At 57.6% G+C, this 21462-nt stretch carries 15 protein-coding genes and 2 tRNA genes; 10 read left to right on the top strand and 7 right to left on the bottom strand.

Translation table 11 applies throughout. The features are described 5' to 3' along the window. Nucleotides 1–55 precede the first annotated feature (55 nt). Nucleotides 56–871: an SDR family oxidoreductase gene (locus tag CFT68_RS01215; protein ID WP_088841607.1), complete on the bottom strand. Its 816-nt coding sequence runs from the start codon at nucleotides 869–871 to the stop codon at nucleotides 56–58. Between the two features lie 262 nt (nucleotides 872–1133). After that, nucleotides 1134–1209, bottom strand: a tRNA-Lys gene (locus CFT68_RS01210). Nucleotides 1210–1554: 345 nt separating this feature from the next. On the opposite strand from CFT68_RS01210, the gene CFT68_RS01205 reads away from it, so the two are divergent. Then, on the top strand, nucleotides 1555–2748 hold the full coding sequence (locus CFT68_RS01205; RefSeq protein ID WP_088841606.1) for a glycoside hydrolase family 88 protein: 1194 nt from the start codon (nucleotides 1555–1557) through the stop codon (nucleotides 2746–2748). 67 nt (nucleotides 2749–2815) lie between these two features. On the opposite strand, the gene CFT68_RS01200 is transcribed toward CFT68_RS01205, so the two are convergent. Continuing rightward, nucleotides 2816–2891: transfer RNA gene (locus CFT68_RS01200), tRNA-Lys, on the bottom strand. A gap of 78 nt (nucleotides 2892–2969) precedes the next feature. On the opposite strand from CFT68_RS01200, the gene CFT68_RS01195 reads away from it, so the two are divergent. Next, complete coding sequence (locus CFT68_RS01195) at nucleotides 2970–3698, top strand: SH3 domain-containing protein (RefSeq protein ID WP_088841605.1); 729 nt, start codon at nucleotides 2970–2972, stop codon at nucleotides 3696–3698. Between the two features lie 113 nt (nucleotides 3699–3811). Here the strand turns inward: CFT68_RS01195 and CFT68_RS01190 are convergent, their stop codons facing one another. Continuing rightward, entirely contained in the window at nucleotides 3812–4618 is an 807-nt protein-coding gene (locus CFT68_RS01190) for an SDR family oxidoreductase (protein WP_088841604.1), read from the bottom strand. 192 nt (nucleotides 4619–4810) lie between these two features. On the opposite strand from CFT68_RS01190, the gene CFT68_RS22300 reads away from it, so the two are divergent. From CFT68_RS22300 to CFT68_RS01160, 6 genes are all read left to right on the top strand, one after another. Next, the gene (locus tag CFT68_RS22300) at nucleotides 4811–7048 is read left to right on the top strand and encodes a GEVED domain-containing protein (RefSeq protein WP_088841603.1); all 2238 of its coding nucleotides are present in this window, start codon (nucleotides 4811–4813) and stop codon (nucleotides 7046–7048) included. 145 nt (nucleotides 7049–7193) lie between these two features. After that, nucleotides 7194–11279, top strand: a complete 4086-nt coding sequence (locus CFT68_RS01180; protein WP_141106391.1) for a T9SS type B sorting domain-containing protein — start codon at nucleotides 7194–7196, stop codon at nucleotides 11277–11279. 266 nt (nucleotides 11280–11545) lie between these two features. After that, nucleotides 11546–12955, top strand: a complete 1410-nt coding sequence (gene rlmD / locus CFT68_RS01175; RefSeq protein WP_170934666.1) for a 23S rRNA (uracil(1939)-C(5))-methyltransferase RlmD — start codon at nucleotides 11546–11548, stop codon at nucleotides 12953–12955. 103 nt (nucleotides 12956–13058) lie between these two features. Next, nucleotides 13059–13499, top strand: a complete 441-nt coding sequence (locus tag CFT68_RS01170; protein ID WP_141106390.1) for a hypothetical protein — start codon at nucleotides 13059–13061, stop codon at nucleotides 13497–13499. 92 nt (nucleotides 13500–13591) lie between these two features. After that, complete coding sequence (locus CFT68_RS01165) at nucleotides 13592–14698, top strand: acyltransferase family protein (protein ID WP_088841599.1); 1107 nt, start codon at nucleotides 13592–13594, stop codon at nucleotides 14696–14698. A gap of 12 nt (nucleotides 14699–14710) precedes the next feature. Continuing rightward, the gene (locus tag CFT68_RS01160) at nucleotides 14711–15085 is read left to right on the top strand and encodes a hypothetical protein (RefSeq protein ID WP_088841598.1); all 375 of its coding nucleotides are present in this window, start codon (nucleotides 14711–14713) and stop codon (nucleotides 15083–15085) included. A gap of 190 nt (nucleotides 15086–15275) precedes the next feature. Here CFT68_RS01160 and thiL read toward each other — a convergent pair whose 3' ends face one another. Further along, a complete protein-coding gene (thiL, locus tag CFT68_RS01155) occupies nucleotides 15276–16310 on the bottom strand; it encodes a thiamine-phosphate kinase (RefSeq protein ID WP_088841597.1) in 1035 nt (344 codons plus the stop codon). A gap of 219 nt (nucleotides 16311–16529) precedes the next feature. On the opposite strand from thiL, the gene CFT68_RS01150 reads away from it, so the two are divergent. Continuing rightward, nucleotides 16530–17114 carry a hypothetical protein gene (locus tag CFT68_RS01150; RefSeq protein ID WP_088841596.1) on the top strand — a complete coding sequence of 195 codons (585 nt, stop codon included), beginning with the start codon at nucleotides 16530–16532 and terminating at the stop codon, nucleotides 17112–17114. Between the two features lie 422 nt (nucleotides 17115–17536). Here CFT68_RS01150 and CFT68_RS01145 read toward each other — a convergent pair whose 3' ends face one another. Continuing rightward, nucleotides 17537–19282 (bottom strand): M3 family oligoendopeptidase, encoded by a 1746-nt coding sequence (locus tag CFT68_RS01145; protein WP_088841595.1) that lies wholly within the window; start codon nucleotides 19280–19282, stop codon nucleotides 17537–17539. 69 nt (nucleotides 19283–19351) lie between these two features. Continuing rightward, nucleotides 19352–20461, bottom strand: coding sequence for a ferredoxin--NADP reductase (locus CFT68_RS01140; RefSeq protein WP_088841594.1), 1110 nt, complete (start codon nucleotides 20459–20461; stop codon nucleotides 19352–19354). A 222-nt stretch (nucleotides 20462–20683) separates the two neighbouring features. On the opposite strand from CFT68_RS01140, the gene CFT68_RS01135 reads away from it, so the two are divergent. Then, nucleotides 20684–21373 (top strand): peptidoglycan DD-metalloendopeptidase family protein, encoded by a 690-nt coding sequence (locus tag CFT68_RS01135; RefSeq protein WP_088841593.1) that lies wholly within the window; start codon nucleotides 20684–20686, stop codon nucleotides 21371–21373. Nucleotides 21374–21462: the final 89 nt, after the last annotated feature.

Raw genomic sequence — 21462 nt, 5'->3', positions numbered from 1 at the left:
CCTGCGCGCTTGCTGGCTCCTCAGGAGTGGCCTACGCTCTGCCAAATGGCTAGCCTCAGCCGTTGGAAGCGAAGCCCGGATAGAGCGTCATGCCGCCATCGGCAAATAGTGTAACGCCCGTAATGTAGTCGGCTTCATCGGAGGCCAGCCACACGGCTACTTTGCCAATATCATCAGGCTCCCCAATGCGGCCGTACGGAATGAGTTCCAGCAGCTTTTTGGCCGCTTCCGGGGTTTCCCAGGCTTCGTTGTTGATGGGCGTCTTGATGGCGCCGGGCCCGATGCTGTTCACCCGGATTTTGTGCGGGGCCAGCTCCTGGGCCATGCTTTTCATGAGCAGCATAATGCCGCCCTTGCTGGTGGCGTAGTTGACGTGGCCGGCCCATGGAATCACTTCGTGCACCGAGCTCATGCAGATAATCTTGCCCGTCGCTTTGGATATCTCGGGCTGGGGACCGCGCCGCATGAACTCCCGGGCGGCTTCGCGGGCACACAGGAACTGGCCCGTCAGGTTCACATCCAGCACTTTCTGCCACTGTTCCAAGGTCATGTCCAGAAACGGGGCATCTTCCTGAATGCCGGCGTTGCTTACCAAAATATGCAGGGTACCGAACTGCTCCCGGATCTGCGAGAACATCCGAAGCACGTCGTCTTCCTTGCTTACATCAGCCTTCAAGGCTATAGCCTTGCCACCGGCTTTTTCAATTTCTCCTACAGTTTCCTCAGCGCCCTCGGGGCTGTGCGAGTAATTTACTACTACCGTAGCGCCTTCGGCAGCCAGAGCCAGGCATACGCCGGCCCCAATGCCGGAGCTACCGCCCGTCACGAGGGCAATTTGATGTTGAAGGCGTTGTGGTGCAGCAGTTGCCATAGCTCAAGAGTAAGGTGAATACCCTGTAAGACTACGCTGCACACATATAGGTTACATGAAGTTTGGATTGAGCCTTAATAACAGGCCTATAAATGGCAGGCGGCCATGCACTCATCCCCTAACACGTCGCCTGTGTTTCAATTGTCGCTGCAGACTATGCCCGCCTTCCCAGAAGGTATGTAATTGAGCTTGATATCCTCGGTTTGGAGCTGCAGCAACAAGCAAAAAGCCCCGTTTGCAGCTTGCAAACGGGGCTTCCCTTTGGTGATCCCGCTGGGATTCGAACCCAGGACCCATACATTAAAAGTGTATTGCTCTACCAGCTGAGCTACAGAATCGTTTCCCTCTTTCCGGCCTTGTTCTCCGTAGAAGGGATGGCAAAAGTAGAAGGTTGAGTTGGCTTCTGCAAATCCGGCTTACGCTTTAGTTACTTACGGAGGGCTTATTTCGTCGCTTTCACCAGCATAAATATCTCACAAACAGAATCTACGGCCAGCAAAAAATAATTGACAAAATCTTTGCAGTCGCTGATCTAGCCTGATTTCCTCTCCCCAATGCTGGCACAAATAGCCTGTCGTGTAGAAAGCAAACGCTTGACTACTTGACTACCGCCTTTTGGTCTCAGGACAGCCGACTGCCTTAGCTCCATGCCCGGATATCTGCATTTAGCGTAGCTTGTTGCCATGATTCGTACTGTTGATTTCTTGCGCTTTGTGGCTGCCTTTTGTGTAGCCTGCTGCTGTAGTGGCCTACCAGCCTTCGCGCAAGCGCGCCGCCTAAATGTCCGGCAGGAATTTGCGCGGGCCGAGAAACAGTACTCCCTGCTGTTACAGTCTCACCCCGACCTCACAAAGTTTCCCTATTCCGTCCGGCCCGATGGCACCCTGAAAGACACCCCCTCGGAGTGGTGGACCAGCGGCTTTTTTGGCGGCTCGCTGTGGTATCTGTATGACTACACGCGCAAGCCGCAATGGCAGCAGGCCGCCGACCGGTGGAGCATGGCAATGGCCAAGGAGCAGCACAATACCAGCACTCACGACCTGGGCTTTATGCTGTATTGCCCTTTCGGCAATGGCTACCGCCTCACGCAAAACGTGGCCTACAAGCCCATTATGCTGACCGGAGCGCAGTCGCTTGCTACGCGTTTCAACCCTCAGGTGGGCCTTATCAAATCCTGGAATGAGTTTGCGGGCTTCACCTATCCGGTTATCATCGATAATATGATGAACCTGGAGCTGCTCTGCTGGGCCGCCCGCACCACCGGCGATTCTACGCTGCGGCGCCTCAGCATCACGCACGCCGACAATACGCTCCGTCACCATTTCCGCCCCGATGGCAGCACGTACCATGTGGTATGCTACGACGACCACGGCCAGCCGCTAGCCAAACGGACCGCCCAAGGCGCCGCCGACAACTCGGCGTGGGCGCGCGGCCAGGCGTGGGCCATTTACGGCTATACCACCATGTATCGGGATACCAAGCTGGACCGCTACCGTCAACAGGCCCGCAAAACCGCTGACTTCTTTCTAAACCACCCCAACCTACCCGCCGACAAAATTCCGTATTGGGATTTCAACGCGCCCCGTATTCCGCAGGAAGAGCGCGATGCATCGGCGGCGGCCATTGTGGCCTCGGCGCTGCTGGAGCTAGGCCAGTATTGCCCCGCCGCAGATGCCCGTCGCTACCGGAAAGCGGCCGAACAAATACTACTCAGCCTAAGCAGCCCCGCGTACCGGGCGGCCATTGGCGAAAACCAGAATTTCCTGCTAAAACACAGTGTAGCTCACCGACCGGCCAACTCAGAAGTGGATGCGCCCCTCGTGTACGCCGACTATTACTACTTGGAGGCGTTGCTTCGCTACGACAAGCTGAAGTAGCGCGTGCTGAACCCAGGTACAACAAAAAAGCCTCTGACGATTGTCAGAGGCTTTTTGTTGTCATTTTTGGTGATCCCGCTGGGATTCGAACCCAGGACCCATACATTAAAAGTGTATTGCTCTACCAGCTGAGCTACAGAATCGTTTTCTTTGCAATTGGCGAACGTTTTTCGCTGATTGTGGCACAAAAGTAGTGGGTCACCTTATATACTCCAAACGTTTTGCGAAAAACCCCCGCTATTTTTTTCTGGTTTTTTGCCCTGTTTTCAGCTTTTTGCCTGCAAGACATTCAGGGACAAACAATTAATCCCTCGCTGCAAAAGGCCGATTCGTTGTTTGAAGCCGGGCAGGCTGAGCCTTCTTTCCGTGTATATCGCCAAATACGGGAGCAGCAAGACCAACAATCGGCCCGTCAGCTGCTTCGGATGGCTTACGTGCAGGAAGGCCTAGGCCACTATCCGGCGGCGCTTTACTACCTCAGCGTGGCTCAAAACTGGTATCCGCGCCATGCTACCTGGCGCAAGATGGTGGCCCTGGCGCAGGAATACCGCCTGACCGGTTACCCCAATACGTGGCGGCAGAGCCTGGCCATCACGTTTCAGCGCTACTACAACCGGCTGTTGCAGGGGTTGCTGGCCATAGCCGTAGTGGGAGGAATACTGCTGCAGGCCCGGCGGCGCACGGCAGGCCGCACCTGGTGGTCTGTGTATGCCATTTACCTGCTTGGGGTAGCTGCCTTCCTGAACCTGCTGGCACCCGTGCGGGTGGGCTTGGTGGCCCGTCCTAATGCGGCCCTGATGGCTGGGCCAGCTGCCGGAGCTGCCTGGCTGACTACTGCCGCGGCCGGCGACCGGTTTGAAGTGCAGGGCCAACAGGATATCTGGTACCGCGTCCGTTGGAAAGGCCAGGATGCCTACATCCGCCGGCCCGATCTGCTGCTGGTTCAATAAGCCTGCTTTATCAGAAAAGGGAGTGGCCTAGGCCACTCCCTTTTCTGATGTAACGCTCGTTTGCTGTGCGCCTTAGTTAAGTCAGCAATTCGCTAGGCCAGGAGGCAGCTGTGCTATACGTTGAAATCCGGTTCTTCTTTGCGAAAGTGACTGAGCACCAGCTTATCCGTAAGACCTGGGAGCCATTTGTTCAGGAACACCGTCAGTTTACCCTGGCCCGTCAGAACCAGGTCGCGGCGGCGGTGCTGCACGGCTTCTACCAGGTACTTGGCTACTTCTTCGCTGCTCATCATCTTCTGCTCATCCCTCGGCGACTCGCCCTGCTGCGAGCCATCGGCGGCCAAAGCCGTATTGCGAATGTTGGAGGCCGTGAAGCCCGGGCAAGCCAACAATACGTGCACTCCTTGCGGCAACAACTCCGTCCGAAGTGCTTCCAGGAAGCCGTGCATGGCAAATTTTGAGGCGGAGTAACCCGTGCGGCCCGGCAGCCCCCGGTAGCCCGCAATACTGCTGATGCCGACAATGGAGCCTTTTACCTTCGTGATGTAGGGCAGCGCAAACTTGGTGGTATACACGGTGCCGAAGAAGTTGGTTTGCATCAGGCGCTCAATTACATCCAGCTCGGCATCGCGGAAGAGGGCGCGCATGCTGATGCCGGCGTTATTGATGAGCACATCCAGGCGTCCAAACGCGGCTACCGTCTCCTCTACGGCCCGCTGGGCATCGGCCTGCACGCCCACATCGGCGCGCACAGTGCGGTGGCTGATGCCGAGCCGCGTGAGTTCCTGGGCGGTATCCTGCAGGCGCGCTTCGTCGCGGCCGGTTACTACTACGTGGGCGCCGGCCTGCCCAAAGGCTATTGCGGTGGCCCGGCCAATGCCGGAAGTGCCACCCGTAATGAGCACTACTTTATCTTTCATGAGGGAAGAAACTGCGGTATTCGTCAGCGGAAGAAAGAGCAAAACTACAGCAATTCCCGGCAGGATACCGTGACCGGAATCAGGAGCATGTGCCAGCTTTCTGGCAGGAATTGCAGGAAGGTAAAATTGTGTTTTGCGGCTACTTGTCGCTACATTTAAGCTTCTATATTCTTGCATGTCCTTCGTCTTTCTATGGCTCTAACTCTACGCGCACCTCAAGGCGTACTAAGCCGACTATTGCCTGTTCTATTCCTGACTACTGTGCTAGGCCCTATGGGCGCTTTGGCGCAATGCCCGGCCGCCACCAGCAGCTGCACGCCCGGTGGTGCGCCCGCCGCCAACACGGCATTTGGCATGGGCATTTTTAACGTGACGATGGGCAGCATCAATAACTCCACTCCGGGCAGCTTCGAAGGATATAAGGACTATTCCTGTACCCAAAATGCCGCGCTGCTGATCGGGACTGATGCGCCCATCAGCATCAAAACCAACAGTAATGCAGATGAGAATGTGCGGGTCTGGATTGATCTGAACAATGATGGCATATTAAATGCCACCTCGGAACTGGTCTTCAGCTCGAACGCGGCCCGCACCCACACCGGCAACCTGCGGCTGCCCGCCGGCACCGTAACCGGCACGCGCCTGCGCATGCGGGTAGCCGCCGACTATGTGAATGCGCCCGTACCTACTACTTGCTCTACGCCGCAATATTCCCAAACGGAAGACTATTCCGTGACGGCCACCCAAAGCACGGTTGCGCCAGTTGCCGACTTCACGGCCGACCAGCCTCAAACCTGCTCGGGCACGGTGCAGTTCACGGATCAAAGCCAGAATGCGCCCACCAGCTGGCTCTGGACCTTCGGCGACGGCACCACCAGCCCGCTGCAAAACCCCACCCACACCTACACCACCGCCGGCTCCTACACCGTCTCGCTTACGGCTACCAATGGCAGCGGCAGCACTACCAAAACCCGCACCAGCTACATTTCCTATGATAGTGCGGTGCCTAAGGCGGCCGCCTGCACTCCCCAAACCCTGGCCTACTGCTGCAACTACGGTATCACGCAGTTCACGCTAGGCCCCTTATCCAAAGCTTCTGCCAACGGACAGGTGGGCTACGAGGACTTCACGTGCTCAGGGAAAGCCACGCTGACCATCGGGAACCGTTATACCATCAGCCTAACGACCAACCCCACCTCGGCCCAGGATACGCGGGTGTGGCTAGATCTGAATAACGACGGCTCGTTTACTACTTCAGAGCTGATTTATGGAGCCCTGAATACCACAAGCCCCAGCGGTACCCTTGTGCTTCCGGCTACGGCCATAACGGAGCAGCCTTTACGTTTGCGGGTGGTTTCAGATTACGTGGGCTCGCCGTTTACGGCTTGCTCCGGCATACAGTACGGGCAGGCAGAGGACTACACCATTACGCTGCGGGCCAATACCAGCGCTCCGGTAGCCGACTTTACCTCCAACTATACCGCCGGCACCTGCCAGACCGCGGTGCAGTTCACGGATCAAAGCCAGAATGCGCCCACCAGCTGGCTCTGGACCTTCGGCGACGGCACTACCAGCCCGCTGCAAAACCCCGCCCACACCTACACCACCGCCGGCTCCTATACCGTCTCGCTCACGGCTACCAATGCCTTCGGCGCCCAAACCAAGACAGTAGCCAACTATGTGCAGGTAGCAATTCCCTGCAACCCGTATTGTGCTTCCACGGGGCAGAACCAGAATATTTGGATTACGAACGTGGCCCTGGCTGCCACTAACGGCACATCTATTTTCAGCCACAATTCGGTGGCCGACCCCAACGGATACGGCAACTTCCTCGCGCAACAAATACCGCTGCGCCTAGGCCAGACGGCAACGCTCAGGGTTAGTACCAACTCTGGTTTTCAACGCACCACCTCGGTCTGGATTGATTGGAACCGCGACGGAGTATTTGCTACTACCGAACTACTGGGTGATGTGGTGAGCAACAATCCGTTGTCCATGCCTATTTCGGTGCCCAACCAGGCGGCCTTGCTGGGTAGCACGCGCATGCGCATTGTTACTCGCCTGAATGCAAACCAGGCCAATCCTTGCTGGACCAGTCAGATTAATGCTGAAACGGAGGATTACACGGTACTTATCAGTGGCCAGGCAACGCCCACTACCGCCGCCCGCGAGCTGACTGGCCTAGAGGTGTTCCCGAACCCCATCACGGGCAGCACCGCTCACTTGCGGCTGCTCGATGCCAACTCGGCTGGCTTGTACACCGTGCGGGTTGAGAGCCTGTTGGGCGCCCGCCTGCTGGAGAAACAGCTGCGCCTGCAACCCGCCCAGGATGCAGCCCTGGACTTGAGTGGCCTACCGGCCGGACTCTACGTGCTGCGCCTGCAAAATGCCAACGGCCAGACCGCCGTTCGTCGCCTCATCCGCGAATAATTTTTCCGCTGCCGCCTCCTAGGCCACCCGCTGGCTAATCGCCTGGGTGGCCTACGGGCCGAGCTACGCCTTACTTTCCTTCTGTTATCCTGTTTCTATGCGTACAGCTTTACTTCGTAGCTGCCTGCTTTTTTTATTGTGGTGCGTGCTTGGCGCTTTACCGGCCGCCGCTTCTCACTTAGTGGGCGGCGAAATGAGCTATAAATATTTGGGCGCCGATGGGCCCAGCAGCGCGCCTTTCCGCTACCGCGTAACGGTGCTGATTTATGTGAATGCCGACCCCATCACTTCGCAGGTTCCCGATGGCCGACCCCGAATAGATGTAGGCTTCTATAATAAATCGCAGAATGGCGCGCTTATTTCGCGCATTTCCCTGCCGCTGATTTCCAGCCCCATCGTGACGCCCGCGCAGCCCAGCAGCTGCACTACACCCGGCACTCAGTCGCTGATAGTGCGCTTGTGCCGGTATGAAACGGTGGTCAATCTGCCCGTTTCCTTCGATGGCTACTATGCCGTGTATAGCGACGGCACCCGGAACGCGGGTATCAGCAACCTGTTGAACTCCGACCAATATGCGCAGCTGATTTATGCCGAAATGGCCCCGCCCCTGCTGCCCAACTCCTCTCCTACTTTCTCTGATACGGCCGTAGCCGTTATCTGCCAGGGAGATACCAGCATTCTGGTAAACAACGCCGTGGACCCCGATGGCGACCGGCTTATTTATTCGTTCAGCCGCCCCTATGGTCCGCAGCAGGTAGGTGGAGGGGCCATTCTGCCCAACTCCTTTACGGGCAACCCTACGCCCGTCCCGTACAATACCGGCTATAGCCTGACAGCACCCTTCGGCCCTGGCCCCGGCAGCTATGCATACCTGAATGCCAGCAACGGCCTGAGCCGCTATGCAGCGCCCCGGTTGGGTGCCTACGTAGTGGCCGTGGAAGTAAAAGAGTATCGAACCATCAACGGTGCGGAGGTGCTGATTGGGGCGACGCGCCGCGACATTCAGCTCGTGGTCCGGACGTGCCCGGCCAATAATTCGCCCGTCATTTCTGCCTCCTCCTCGCAGTCTTCGTCCTCGCGTGTGTTTACGGTAGAAGAAGGCCAGCCCGTTAGTTTTAATCTAACGGCAACTGATGTCGATGGCAACCCCATTAACCTGAAAGCCAACAGCGTTCTGCTGGATGGTGCGGGCGGTTTCGATGCCAGCTTTGGCGGAAACCCGGGCGCGGTGGTACCCGGCAACCCCACCGGCAGCGCAACGCTGCAAGGCACTGGCGGCCGGGTTTCGGGCCAGTTTGTTTTTAACTCCCGCTGCGGGAATGCCCGCGCTACGCCCTACGATGTGGTAGTAACCGCCACGGACATTACCTGCGGCGCAAAAAGCGTGGCTGATATCTACCAGATATACGTAACGAAGGCCTCGGGCCCCACCGGCATTACGGGAGAAGCAGTGATTTGCGACCGGGCCCAGGCCAGCACCTATACTGCCACCGGCCCCACCGCTGGCAGCTACCGCTGGACGGTCCGCGGCGGCACCATTCAGGGCGCCAACACGGGCAGCTCAGTGCAGGTACTTTGGAATACGGCCGGCACGGGGCAAGTGGTACTGCGCGGTGTTTCGGCCTACGGCTGCGATACCGACTCCGTGACCCGCACCGTTGATGTACGCCAGGCTGGCGCGCTGTCCGTTACTCCCACCGTCACGATCTGCCCCGGTAATTCCACCACACTTACGGCTACGGGCGGCGTGGCCTACACCTGGACGGGCGGCGGGCAAACGTTCACGGGTGCCAGCATCACGGTTTCGCCCCCGCAAACTACCACCTACACCGTAACTACTACGGATGGCGTGTGCACTACCTCGCGCCAGACCACCGTCATCGTAGGCCCCGGGGCCTCTCCATTTGCCGGCAATGATCAGTCTGTCTGCCCTGGCGGTGTGGTATCCTTGGGTGCCACGGATGTTCCGGGCTTTACTTACCGCTGGAGCCCGGCAGTGGGCCTTAGCAGCACTACTTCGGCACAGCCAACCTTTACGGCTCCTGCTTCGGCCGCGCCGGGCCAGGTATACACGTTTACCCTTACGGCCACTACTCCGCAGGGCTGCACCGGCACGGCTACCGTGCGCATCACCATCAACCCGCCCGCAGTGGCCAATGCCGGCCCCGACCAAACGGTGTGTGACGGACAGCGCCTGACGCTGGGCACACCGGCATTACCGGGCTACACCTATCAGTGGACGCCAGCTACTGGCCTAGGCAACACTTCTTCGGCCCAGCCGGTACTTACGGCCAGCAACCGCACCCAGGCTCCCGTGACGCTGACGTACACCCTGACGGCCTCTTCGGCCCAGACATGCGCGGCCACCAGCACGGTGCGCATCACCATCAATCCCCGTCCCGAAGCCGATACCATCCAGGGCAGCGCCTCCGTGTGCCCCACGGTGCAGGGGGTGGCCTACAGCATCCGGAACCCGCGCGGCACAGCCTACCAGTGGATTGTGACTGGTGGGCGCATTGCCAGCGGCCAGGGCACCAGCGCCATCACGGTCAATTGGGACGGCCCTACTACCTCCGCCACCGTGCAGGCCTACCGGCTAAATGCGCAGGGCTGCTCTTCTGATACCACCACTTTCCCGGTGCGCGTAAATCAGCAACTGATTACGCAGAAGCCCACCGGCCCGCTGCAGGTATGTATGTCGGATGGCCCATTTACTTACCAGACGCTCTACACCAACGGCTCAACCTACGCCTGGCAGATTGTGGGCGGCACGCAGGTGAGCACCAACCAGGCTTCTGTGCAGGTGAACTGGACCCGCACGGGCATCGTGAAATTGGTTGTTACGGAATCGAGCAACCCGGCGGGTGGCCGCTGCTTTGGGCAGAGCGATACGCTGTACGTGAATGTGCTGCCGGCACCGGCCACCAACCTGGCCATTGCCGGACCCGACCGCGGTTGCGCCGGCACGGGCAACCTCACGTTCTCGCTGCCAGGGGCGGCCACCTCTACCTACGTTTTTGCCCTGAATGGAACGACTCTAACGGGCACCGGCAATACGGTGACGCTCCCAACGCCAGCGGCCAGCACTGTGCCCTACACCCTCACCATCAAGGAAACCAACGCCAACGGCTGCGCCGGAGTGGCCTACACCAAGACTTTCCTGATAGTACCACCGCTGGCTATTACTGGTCCGCCCAGCTACTGCCCCGAAGCTCGCACCGGACTGGCCTACACAGCAACCGGGCAGGCCAATGGCACTTACCAATGGACGATTTTGGGCGGCACCATCATCAGCGGCCAAGGCACCAACGCCGTGGTAGTAGATATTCCGGCCGGTGCCACCAACGTTACACTTTCCGTTACGGAAACCACCAGCACAAGCTGCGCAGCTACGCTCACCATTCGGCCTGATAACGCTACCATTGCACTGAATACGGCTTCGGTAGAGCTAACCGATGACCGCAAGATCACGCTGGCCCTGAACGTGCCTAATAACACCGGCAACACCAACCGCGTGCAGATTCTGCGGCGCGATGCCGGTAGCACCGGCGCGTATGCGGTAATCGGGAATGCGGCTAACACGGCCACTACGTTCACCGACAACACCGTAGACGCCGATGCCAAGGCGTATCAGTACCGCATCAACCTGACCAATGCCTGCGGCACATTGCTCAACAGCCAGGAGCACACCACCATCCTAACCAAAGCCACGGCCACGCAAAGCAACGGCGGCCGCAACGTAGGCCAAGCCCAAATCAGCTGGACGGCCTACCAGGGCTTCGTGGTGAAGGAATACCGCGTGCTGCGCGCTGTTGATAATGGCACCGCCGAGCTGATAGCCACCGTTCCGGCCACCACGCTGCAATATTCATTGGCTTCCAGCACCGCTGGCTTCAACCAGTGTTTCCGGGTACAAGCCGTGAGCACCGAGGCTACTCCTCGCATCTCCAGCTCAAATAATGCGTGTGTGGCCTACGAGAATCCGCTGGCGTTCTACAACATCATCACGCCCAATGGCGACGGCAAAAACGATGTGCTCACCATTGATAACGTAGCGCTCTACCCTAACAACTCGCTTACCATTTTCAACCGCTGGGGTAAGCAGGTGTACGCCACCACCAACTACCGCAACACCTACGGTGGTCAGGACCAGGGCGCGGGCATGTACTATTACCTGTTCAAACTACAGGACGGTACTTCCTACAAAGGCTGGTTTGAAATAACTAGATAAAACCACTGAGCGCTAAAGGCACGTCATCCTGAGTTTGCGAAGGATCTTGTTACGTAAAAACGACTGGCCTAGAACGGCTCGTGTTATCGTGATAAGATCTTTCGCAAGCTCAGGATGACGTGCTTTTGAGCACTTGATGTTATGGAAGATCAAGTGTGATGATAGTAAACAGGCCTAGCGGGCAGCACTCCTGCGTCAGAAACACGCATGGTTTTAATCCGTGCAATCCGAGAAATCCGTCTGAATCCGTGATTACCTTTGCGCTTGTGAGGAAATCAGTAAAAAACATTCCGGCGGAGTTGCTCCGCGAAGTCGAAATCACCGACATGGTAGCCGAGGGCAAGTGCCTGGTGCGCCGCGAGAACCTGGTCATTTTTGTGACGCAAGTAGCGCCCGGCGACGTGGTGGATCTGCGCGTGACCAAGGCCAAGAAGAACTTCCTGGAGGCCGTGCCCACGCACTTCCATAAGTACTCCGAGCTGCGCGTAACGCCGTTCTGCGAGCATTTCGGTACCTGCGGCGGCTGCAAATGGCAGCACCTGGCCTACGAAACCCAACTCAAGTTTAAGCACCAGCAGGTAGCCGATACGCTCCAGCGCATTGGCAAAGTGGCGCTGCCCGAAATCCTACCGATTCAGGCCTCGCCCGACCAGACCTACTACCGCAACAAGCTCGAATATACGTTCAGCCACAACGGCTGGCTCACGAACGAGCAGATTGCCAGCGGCCACAACTACGAGCGTCGCGTGCTGGGCTTCCACACGCCGGCCAGGTTTGATAAGATTCTGGACATCAACCACTGCTGGCTGCAGCCCGACCCCAGTAACCAGATCCGGCTGGCTGTGCGCGACTACGCCCTGGAGCACGAGCTGCCCTTCAACAACCTGATAACCCAGGAAGGCTTCCTGCGCAACCTCATCATCCGGACGGCCAACAGCGGCGACCTGATGGTGATTCTGCAGTGCTACTACGCCCACGACGCGCTACTGCCCCTGCTGGACTACATCTACGAGCGGTTCCCGCAAATCACGTCCCTGAACTACGTCCTCAACGATAAGGGCAACGAAACCTTCCACGATCTGGAGGTAGTGTGCTACAAGGGCGAGCCGTACATTCATGAGGAGATGGAAGGCCTGCGCTTCCGCGTCGGGCCGAAATCCTTCTATCAGACCAACTCCGAAGGGGCCTACAATCTCTACAAAATCACGCGGGAGTTTGCCCAGCTCACCGGCTCAGAGCTGGTGTATGACCTCTATACCGGGGCCGGCACCATTGCCAACTTCGTGGCCCGGCAGGCCAAGCACGTGGTGGGCGTAGAGTATGTAGAGTCGGCGGTGAAGGACGCGTACATCAACTCCGAAATCAACGGCACCACCAACACCGAGTTCTACGCCGGCGACATGAAAGACGTGCTCAACGCCGAGTTCATCGAGAAGCACGGCCGCCCCGACGTGGTCATCACCGACCCGCCCCGCGCCGGCATGCACCCCGATGTAGTGGCCCGCCTATTGGAAATGCGTGCCCCGCGCATCGTGTACGTCAGCTGCAACCCCGGCACCCAGGCCCGAGACCTGGAGCTGCTGGATGAGGCCTACGAAGTGGTGAAAGTGCAGCCTGTGGATATGTTCCCCCACACGCACCACGTGGAGAATGTGGTGCTGCTGGAGTTGAAGTAGAATGCTTAGATCAATATGGCTGGCCTCCATTAAGAGAGGTAAATTAGCTCGCAAACGTGACTGGTTAGCTGATCTAATAGGACTGTGCGCTGAGAGTAGCTTTTTGGCTTTTGTTATCCTCATACTTTTTGAAGTGAATGGCTGGGCCCTCAATAAGGCAGGCAGACTAGGGGTTATAATTAGCCTACTAGGGTATGGTGTATATTTCTTGAGCAAAGAAAACGACCTCATCCCAGTTGCAACCAACTTAGACATTCATGATAATAGAAAGTTAGTTATTACAGCTTTCCGAACCCTCGGCTGGGATGTGCTCATGAATACCAAATATGTTGTCACCGCTGGACCCAATAATAAAAAGTGGTGGAGAGGTGCTGGGCAGACTGTAACAGCTCTCATCGCCGTTGATGTAGTGTACCTTAATGTTATTCATGGTGGATCGCGAAGAGGCAGATCAGCATTTTATTATGGTTCGAATCAACGAAAGTTAAAGCGTGCATTAGCTGCAATAAAATCAGCTCAGCAGTTACAGACCAAAAAGGCTTAATACTTACATAGACTACACCAACGACCGCGCACAGGGTGTAGTCCAAAAAAATGAGCATCAACTAACTAGCATAGCTTTATCCACCTTGTTTCATGCGAAGAATTGAGTACCTCGATAGTGTCCGCGGACTAGCTGCTTTTGCGGTGGTTATCTACCACTTCACCGGCTGGCGCTGGGCCGAGACGCTGGAATTCAAGCTCGGGGCAATTCTCTTTAACGGCAGCGATGCCGTTTCTCTGTTCTTCGTGTTGAGTGGGTTGGTGTTGTCGTGGAAGTATTTTGAGCCCGATACCACGCTGGTTATTGATGGCCCCCACTACCGCCATTTTGCCATCAACCGAACGGTACGCCTGTATCTTCCGCTGCTGGCCGCCTTGGCCATATACTACCTTTACAGCCATCGGCACGAGGGGCTTACCCAACTTGTTTCTGAGTTTGCCACCAACAAGCACCGCTGGGTAGAAGAGGCCCTGCTAATACGCGGAAAGCACGATCTGTACATTCCGGCCTGGACGCTGGAGGCCGAAATGGCCGCGTCGTTGTTTGTCCCCTTTCTGGCTTTACTGCTGCGCTACAGCCGCCAGCTGTTTGGGTATGTGGTTGTCGGTATCCTGATTTTTGGCTCTTCGGTTATCCTCTGGGAGTTATTCCATTTTTGCCTGGGCATCTGGCTAACCTATTACTTCCGGCGCATTGCCTCCTACGATGCCCGGCAGGCCGCATGGTATCCGTATCGGTACGGTATTTATGCCGCGGTGCTGGCGCTGTTTTCGTTGCGCCACATTACGCGCATCTTCCCGCTGGGCGAAATCAGCAACTATTGGCTAGGCCTGTTGCGGCTGGATATGTTTCATTTTACGGGAGTGGCGGCGGCCCTCATCCTGGCCTACATCATCAATAGCCCGCGCCTGCAACGCGCCCTCGTGAAACGGCCGCTCTTGTTCCTGGGCCGCATTTCCTATAGTGTGTACCTGCTGCACTGGTTTTTCGTGGTGTACGTAATGGACCATTGGGATAAGCTGGCTGGCTTCTTCCCGTCCTCCACGCTGGCTTTCTGGGGCCTGCTGTTTGCTGTGGTAGGCAGCACGCTCCTGGCCGCTACCCTATTCAATATGCTGGTAGAGCGGCCGGCTATCCGCCTCGGAAAGCGCTTGGCCGACCGCTTCGTACGCTTTCCCAAAGCGGTTCCCATCTCTTAATTCAGCTTCCCCATGGACTACACCAACGACCCCGAACTGAACGGCAAATACCTCGGCACCATCACCAAGGATTTTGCTACCGTCTCTGATACCCTGAGCGAGGCTTCCTCCCAGATCCGCAAGCGGGATATTTCCAAGTACCCCATTTTCGTTTTCGCGCGCCAGGAGGTGCCATTAGGTGGCCTCCTAATTAACGCCGACGAGGCCAACCTGGAGTGGCACGTTTTCGCCAGCTACCTGGAGCTATTCGTGCAGCAGGGCATCGTAAGCCAGGAGGGCATCGAAGCCTTCCAGAGCACCTACCGCGACGCTGACGAATATTGCTGCCTGTTCGTGCTGGATGAGGAGTTCACCAACTTCGTCTACATCCCCTACCCCGAGGATTAGAGTCATTGAGAGGAGGCACGACGAAGCAATTTTCCTTGTTGTTGCACGAACTATTAATGCACTGAAAAGCCCTTACTTTCCCGGTGGGAGTAAGGGCTTTTGAGTAGGTCAAAGATTGTAGCGTGCTAAGGAAGGATTGCTTCGTCGTGCCTCCTCGCAATAACTGGCCTAGAAGCTCGTCATAGGGCGCTTACTGATCAAAATGATTGAAGCCCTGAGCGCGGAGCGGCACAGGCTGGCCGGATTTGGTGATGAGGTTGGCGCCTTCACTCTTTTCTACCATGTGCCCGATGATGGTGATATCGGGGTGGTTTTTGATTTTGTCGTGGGCCGAGAGCGGGACTGTAAAGAGCAGTTCGTAGTCCTCGCCGCCGTTGAGCATGCACATAATGGGGTCGAGGTTGAATTCCTCGGCTACTTCCAGCGTGGGGTTGGCAATGGGCAGGTTTTCAGTGAAGATGCGTGCACCCGTGCCGCTGGCCTGGCAGAGGTGCAGCACTTCGGAGGCCAGCCCATCGGATACGTCTATCATGCTGGTGGGCACCACGCCCAGGTCGCGCAGCTCATACACCACATCCATACGGGCCTCGGGGCGTAGCTGGCGCTGGAGTACGTAAGGATATTTGTCGAGCTCGGGTTGCGTTTCGGGGTCGGCTTGCCAGGCTTGCTTTTCGCGCTCCAGCACCTGCAGGCCCAGGTAAGCACCGCCCAGGTCGCCGGTTACGCAGATCAGGTCGTTGTTGCCTGCCCCGCTGCGGCGCACGGCTTTTCCGGCGGCCACCTGGCCTAGCGCCGTGATACCGATGGTCAGGCCGGAGCGGCTGCCGGTGGTATCGCCGCCCACTAGGTCCACATTGTAGGCCTCGCAGGCCAGGCGCATGCCTTCGTATAACTCCTCCACAGCTTCCACCGAAAAACGCGACGGAACACTCAGAGCCACCACAATTTGCGTGGGCGTGGCATTCATAGCGGCCACGTCCGATACGTTTACGGCCACGGCCTTGTAGCCAAGGTGCTTGAGTGGGCAGAATGTGAGGTCGAAATGCACTCCTTCCACTAGCAGATCAGTGCTGATGACGACCTCCTGCCCGGCTTCGGGGGCCAGAATAGCGGCATCGTCGCCGATGCCGAGGATGGTGCTGGGCTGGTTTAGGGTAATGGTATCCTGGATACGACGAATCAGGCCGAACTCGCCTACTTTATCGAGGGGGGTGATATCACTCATGATGGGAGATCTTGGACTAGTTGCAAACTGTGCCGGGCCAATGCTAGGCCACTCAGCAGGCCACAAAGGTACACAGACCAGCCGTAGGGACGAACTGAGTGGCCTAGGAACGATACCCCGCGACGGCTCAAGAAAATTTGCTACGTTCTTGGTTTGGTAATTGATTGTTTTTGTCTGGATTTCCGTTGGGACTTTGCTAAATCCTCCTCTTCTTTCAACATGAAAAATAGTCTCTGGCTCTTGCTGGCCTTGCTACTTGCTACATCGGGCTGTAATCGGAAGCCCAAACTGATTGACCCGGCTTCGAAAGAGGCTGTTAAAACGCAAGTGAATATCCTGCGCGACACTGTGCAGGCCCGTTGGCAGGAAATGGTGGCCAGCGACGACGCCAAACTGCAGAATACCCAGCAGCTGCTCACCATTCTGGAAACCCAGCCCGATGCCAATCGCGAGCAGGTCAATTACATACGCCGGGCCAACACGCGCTTAAAAATCCTTCGGTACGATCAGCAGAACATGGCGGAATCGGCGCGGATTGATGCCTACGATGTGGCCCAGGACTCCGTGCTCCGCATGGTGTACAACATGGCCCTACCCGCCGACAAGGAACCCCCAACCGACATTAAAACCCTCACCACGCAGATTCAGGATGCCAACGCCGAAGTGGTTGTCTTCCGGATTCGTTACGACCAAGCGGCCACGCGCTTCAACAACTACCTGCAAGTACACGGCGCCGAGCTGCAGCAACTCGGCGGTCAATACAGCAAGCTGAAGCCCCTGCCCCTCTTCACGCTGCAGAACTAATTCCTATTTATCAATCCAGAAAAGTCCTAGACCAATGCACTAGGTCTCAGTTGGAATTCAAAAGAACGTCATGCTTGATCTGACGTCCGTTTGTCGAAGCATCTCTACCGCTTCGTTGAGTTGGTAATAGGCCAGTTGAGTAGCCAGCGGTAGTGATGTTTCGGTTCCGCTCAGCACGACCGTTGCAACAGGCTTTTTTATTTTTTACCCCTGATAACCAACGCTTAATGAATTTATTTCACCTGCATACAACCTTTCAAGAAGTCGGTCGCTCATCCTGGTATAAACACGCTTGCCCTATTCCTTCCACTCATTCCTATCCGGCGTCTTTATCCGACTTGTACTCTATCCTATAAAAGAAAAGCGGCCGGATTGCTCCGGCCGCTTTTCTTTTATACCCAGTTTAGCTTACGCCGACTGGCCTAGAGCTTGGTCATTTCCTCGTGCACGAAGTCGGCGAGGGTACGCAGGTATTCGGTGCTGAAATCGAAGCGGATACCGGCGGCGGCGTAGATTTCGCCGATGGGCGCGGTGTAGCCCAGGGCCAGGGCCCGCTTGTAGGCCTCCAGGCCCACCTGCGGATTCTGGTGGAAGTTGCGCCACACCGCAATGGCCCCCAGCTGCGCCATGGCATACTCGATGTAGTAGAAGGGCACTTCGTAGAGGTGTAGCTGCTTCTGCCAGAGGTAGGGCTTGAACTCTTCCAGGCCTTTCCAGCTGACTGTGCGCTGGTTGAACTCATCGAAAATCTCCGTCCAGCGCTGGTGGCGCTCATCTTCCGTATGCTCGGGGTTTTCGTAGATCCAGTGCTGAAACTTATCGATGGTGGCTACCCACGGGAAGGTTTCGAGTACGCTTTCGAGGTGCGTTTTCTTGGCGCGGCGCAGCTCATCGGGGTCGGTGAAGAATACGTCCCACTGGTCCATGCTCATCAGCTCCATGCTCATGGAAGCCAGCTCAGCCACTTCAGATGGCGGGTGCTTATCGGCAGAAAGCGGCAGGCGGCGTGTCAGGAAGCTGTGCACGGCGTGGCCACCTTCGTGCAGCATGGTCACCACATCGCGCAGGGAGCTGGTGGCATTCATGAAGATGAACGGCACACCAGTTTCATCCAGCGGGTAATTGTAGCCGCCGGGGGCTTTTCCTTTGCGCGATTCCAGGTCCAGGTGGCCCATCTGGCGCATTGTCCGCAGACAGTCACCCAGGAAGGGGTCGAGGTTCTGGAAAACGGTGATGGTTTTTTCCAGCAGCTCCGTTCCGGTATCAAAAGGCCGCAGGGGCGCTTTGCCCGATACGTCTACATCCAAATCCCAAGGGCGCAACTCGGGCAGGTTCAGGTCCTGGCGACGCTCCAGATCGAGGTCATCAATCAGGGGAACCACCGTTTCCCGAATAGCCCGGTGAAAGTTGAAGCAGTCCTGCGGGGTGTAATCGAAGCGGCCTAGCGCCGCGAACATATAGTCGCGGAAGTTGGCGTAGTCGGCGTTTAGCGCCATCTGGTGGCGTAGGCCTATTAGGTCCGTGAAGAGCGCATCGAGGGGCTTGGCATCTTGAATGCGGCGCGCCTGAATGGCCCGCCAGGCTTCTTCGCGCACGGCGCGGTCGGGGCTTTTGAGGCGGTCGGCGGCACGGGGCAAGGTCATTTCTTCGCCGCCGAGCGTCACCGTCATGGCGCCTACGGTGGCGGCGTATTGCTGCTGCTTGGTGCTGGTTTCGGTTTTGAGCGGAATGTTCTCGGCCCGATAGATTTCCAGCGCCTGCCGCACCGAACGGGTAAACACGCGGTACCGCGCCGGGTCCAGATCGGGCAGGAACGGCGAGGCTATCATTTTCTCGTTAAGGGCGTGGTCGTAAGGCGCTACATTGGGCTCAATCTCGCTCACGAAATACTGAAACGCCTCGGACCGGGTTTGGTCCTGCGTGTCGCACGTCATGCGGATATAGCGCCAAGCCAGGTCCTCGCTCAGCACCGATTCCAGCTCGGAGCGGTCTAGCAGCCAGCGCTCCAGCTCCGCGCCCGAGTCGAGGGTACGGTCGCGCAACTCGGCGAAATAGGGTTCAATGGCAGCCCAGTCGGAAACCGTGAAATCCTCGGGCAAGTACTGCCGGAGCGGACGCTGCGTATCGGTAGCCAAGTCGGCAGCAGTGGGGGCGGTGGTTGGATTCATAGAAAGGTTCTGTACGCGGGAAGGCAGGCTTCGGGTTAGGAAAATTGGCGCGCAGTGGCCTAGTTCCTCCTAGTCGATTTCAATTACCACATCACTCGTCAGCGGGTGGCCTACGCAGGTAAGCACGTAGCCTTGGCTGATCTCCCGATCTGAGAGGCCTTCGCGCTCATCCAGGTGCACTTTACCCGAAAGGCACTTGCCGCGGCAAGCCGTGCAAAGCCCGGCCTGGCAGGAATACGGCAGGTCTATATCCAGATCAAGAGCAGCCTCTAAGATAGTCTGATTTGGCTCTACCACGAACTGATACTCAGCTCCTTCATAATTGATGGTAACAGTACGGCTCACCACTTTGCCGTCGTCATCCGCCGCCGATACGTCGCCGTGGCCGTTGGGCTGCGTGGCAGCGGCTTCCGCCGTGTCGGCGGCCGCGATGAAGCTCTCCCGCCGGATCCGGCTGGCGGGTACGCCCAGCAGCTCAAGAGCGGCTTTGGCTTCCGTCATCAGGCCCTCGGGTCCGCAGAGGTAATAGTCGGCCTGATCGGCCGGGAACTGGTGGCGCTGCTCCAGAATACGCAGCAGCATAGTGCGGTTGAGGCGGCCCGTGTGCTGGTGCCCCGCTACCGGGCCGGTGGGCTGGCTATACACGTGCTCTATCTGGAAGCGGCCGGCGTACTGCTGCTCCAGTTGCCGCAGCTGCTCCCGGAAAATCACGGAGGCCTCGTTGCGGTTGCCATAGATCAGCAGCACGTGGCTTTGCGGCTCCTCGCGCAATACTGCTTTCAGCATGCTCATCAGGGGCGTAATGCCCGAGCCCGCTCCTACCAGCACAAACGAGCGAGCCGACTTGGGCGCCGTTTGCAAAGTGAAGTTGCCGATGGGCGCCATTACCTCCATTTGCTGGCCTACGCGCACGGTATCCAGCAAATAGTTGCTCATCAGTCCGCCGGGCACGCGCTTCACGGTTACGGCAAGGCGCGGGGCCTCGGCGGGCGTGCTGCTCAGAGAGTAGGCCCGGCGCTCCTTTTTGCCACCGGCGCCGCAGGGCAGAATCAGCGTCAGGAATTGGCCTGGCTGGCTGGCTACGGGCTGGCGGTCGGGGCGTTCGAAATGGATGGTAACGGCATCGGAGGTTTCCTGGGTGAGCTCGACGACGTTGAGCGTAAGGTACTGACTGCTCATAGGGTGGTGCGGGTGCAGAAAATCAGAAAGACTGAAGGATGAATAACACAGGAACTGGCCTAGGGTTGGCCCGAGCCGCAAAGTACGGGATTCTGTGGCGGATGCTTTAGCTTGCACTCCTCTTCAACGTGGTATAAAATCTTGCGTTGAAGGGTGGCCTAGAACGTGCGTAATTGCCTCGCTAGGCCACTTTCCCACCGTATTCAATCCTACTTTCTTTCTATGCTTGCCCAGCTTCTGGAAAATCATCAGCACGAATTTGCCGCCGTGCTGCCCATCGACCTCAACGCCCCCGATGTAGCCCGCCTGGATTTTTCGGCGACCAATCCGCTGCTTAAGAATGCCAACCTGCACAATACTGCGGCTTTTGAAGAGCTGGTAGGCCAGTTGCTAGAAGCGCAGAACGCCCACATCGGTGTGGGTGGCTACCTCGAAAACCGGGTTATCTATAGGCGCAGCGAGTTATTTGGCGACCCCGATCCGGCGGTGCCGTCCCGCTCCCTACACTTAGGCGTTGATGTGTGGCTGCGCGCCGGCACGCCCGTAATGGCGCCGCTTGATGCCACCGTGCACAGCGTGCAGGACAACGACAACTACGGCGACTACGGCCCCACCGTCATTCTGCAGCACCAGCTCGAAGACACTACGTTCTACACCCTCTACGGCCACCTCACCCGCCGCGAAACCATGCTGCTCCGCCCCGGCATGGCCATCGAAAAAGGAGAAGTGTTCACGGAAGTAGGCCCCGCACCCGAAAACGGCGACTGGCCGCCTCACCTCCACTTCCAGATAATCAGCGACCTGGAAGGCCGCTCCGGCGACTTCCCCGGCGTAGCCCTCCCCGAAGAACGCGAGAAATGGGCGGCCCTCTGCCCCAACCCCAACCTGATTCTGCAAAGCCAGTGGCTCTAGGCCAATAGTTTCCTTCCTTACAGCCTAGAACACAAAATCTGGATGCGTGAAGCAGCATTTTGCTACTTCACGCATCCAGATTTTGTGTT

It is taken from the genome of Hymenobacter gelipurpurascens (genome assembly GCF_900187375.1).
Taxonomy (GTDB): Bacteria; Bacteroidota; Bacteroidia; order Cytophagales; family Hymenobacteraceae; genus Hymenobacter; species Hymenobacter gelipurpurascens.
This window is presented reverse-complemented; position numbering and strand designations above follow the sequence as displayed.

Coding starts and splice junctions, on each gene's coding strand:
- CFT68_RS01150 (WP_088841596.1), top strand. CDS start 16,530: ATGAAAAATAGTCTCTGGCTCTTGCTGGCCTTGCTACTTGCTACATCG.
- CFT68_RS01140 (WP_088841594.1), bottom strand. CDS start 20,461: ATGAGCAGTCAGTACCTTACGCTCAACGTCGTCGAGCTCACCCAGGAA.
- CFT68_RS01160 (WP_088841598.1), top strand. CDS start 14,711: ATGGACTACACCAACGACCCCGAACTGAACGGCAAATACCTCGGCACC.
- thiL (WP_088841597.1), bottom strand. CDS start 16,310: ATGAGTGATATCACCCCCCTCGATAAAGTAGGCGAGTTCGGCCTGATT.
- CFT68_RS22300 (WP_088841603.1), top strand. CDS start 4,811: ATGGCTCTAACTCTACGCGCACCTCAAGGCGTACTAAGCCGACTATTG.
- CFT68_RS01145 (WP_088841595.1), bottom strand. CDS start 19,282: ATGAATCCAACCACCGCCCCCACTGCTGCCGACTTGGCTACCGATACG.
- CFT68_RS01135 (WP_088841593.1), top strand. CDS start 20,684: ATGCTTGCCCAGCTTCTGGAAAATCATCAGCACGAATTTGCCGCCGTG.
- CFT68_RS01215 (WP_088841607.1), bottom strand. CDS start 871: ATGGCAACTGCTGCACCACAACGCCTTCAACATCAAATTGCCCTCGTG.
- CFT68_RS01190 (WP_088841604.1), bottom strand. CDS start 4,618: ATGAAAGATAAAGTAGTGCTCATTACGGGTGGCACTTCCGGCATTGGC.
- CFT68_RS01205 (WP_088841606.1), top strand. CDS start 1,555: ATGATTCGTACTGTTGATTTCTTGCGCTTTGTGGCTGCCTTTTGTGTA.
- CFT68_RS01165 (WP_088841599.1), top strand. CDS start 13,592: ATGCGAAGAATTGAGTACCTCGATAGTGTCCGCGGACTAGCTGCTTTT.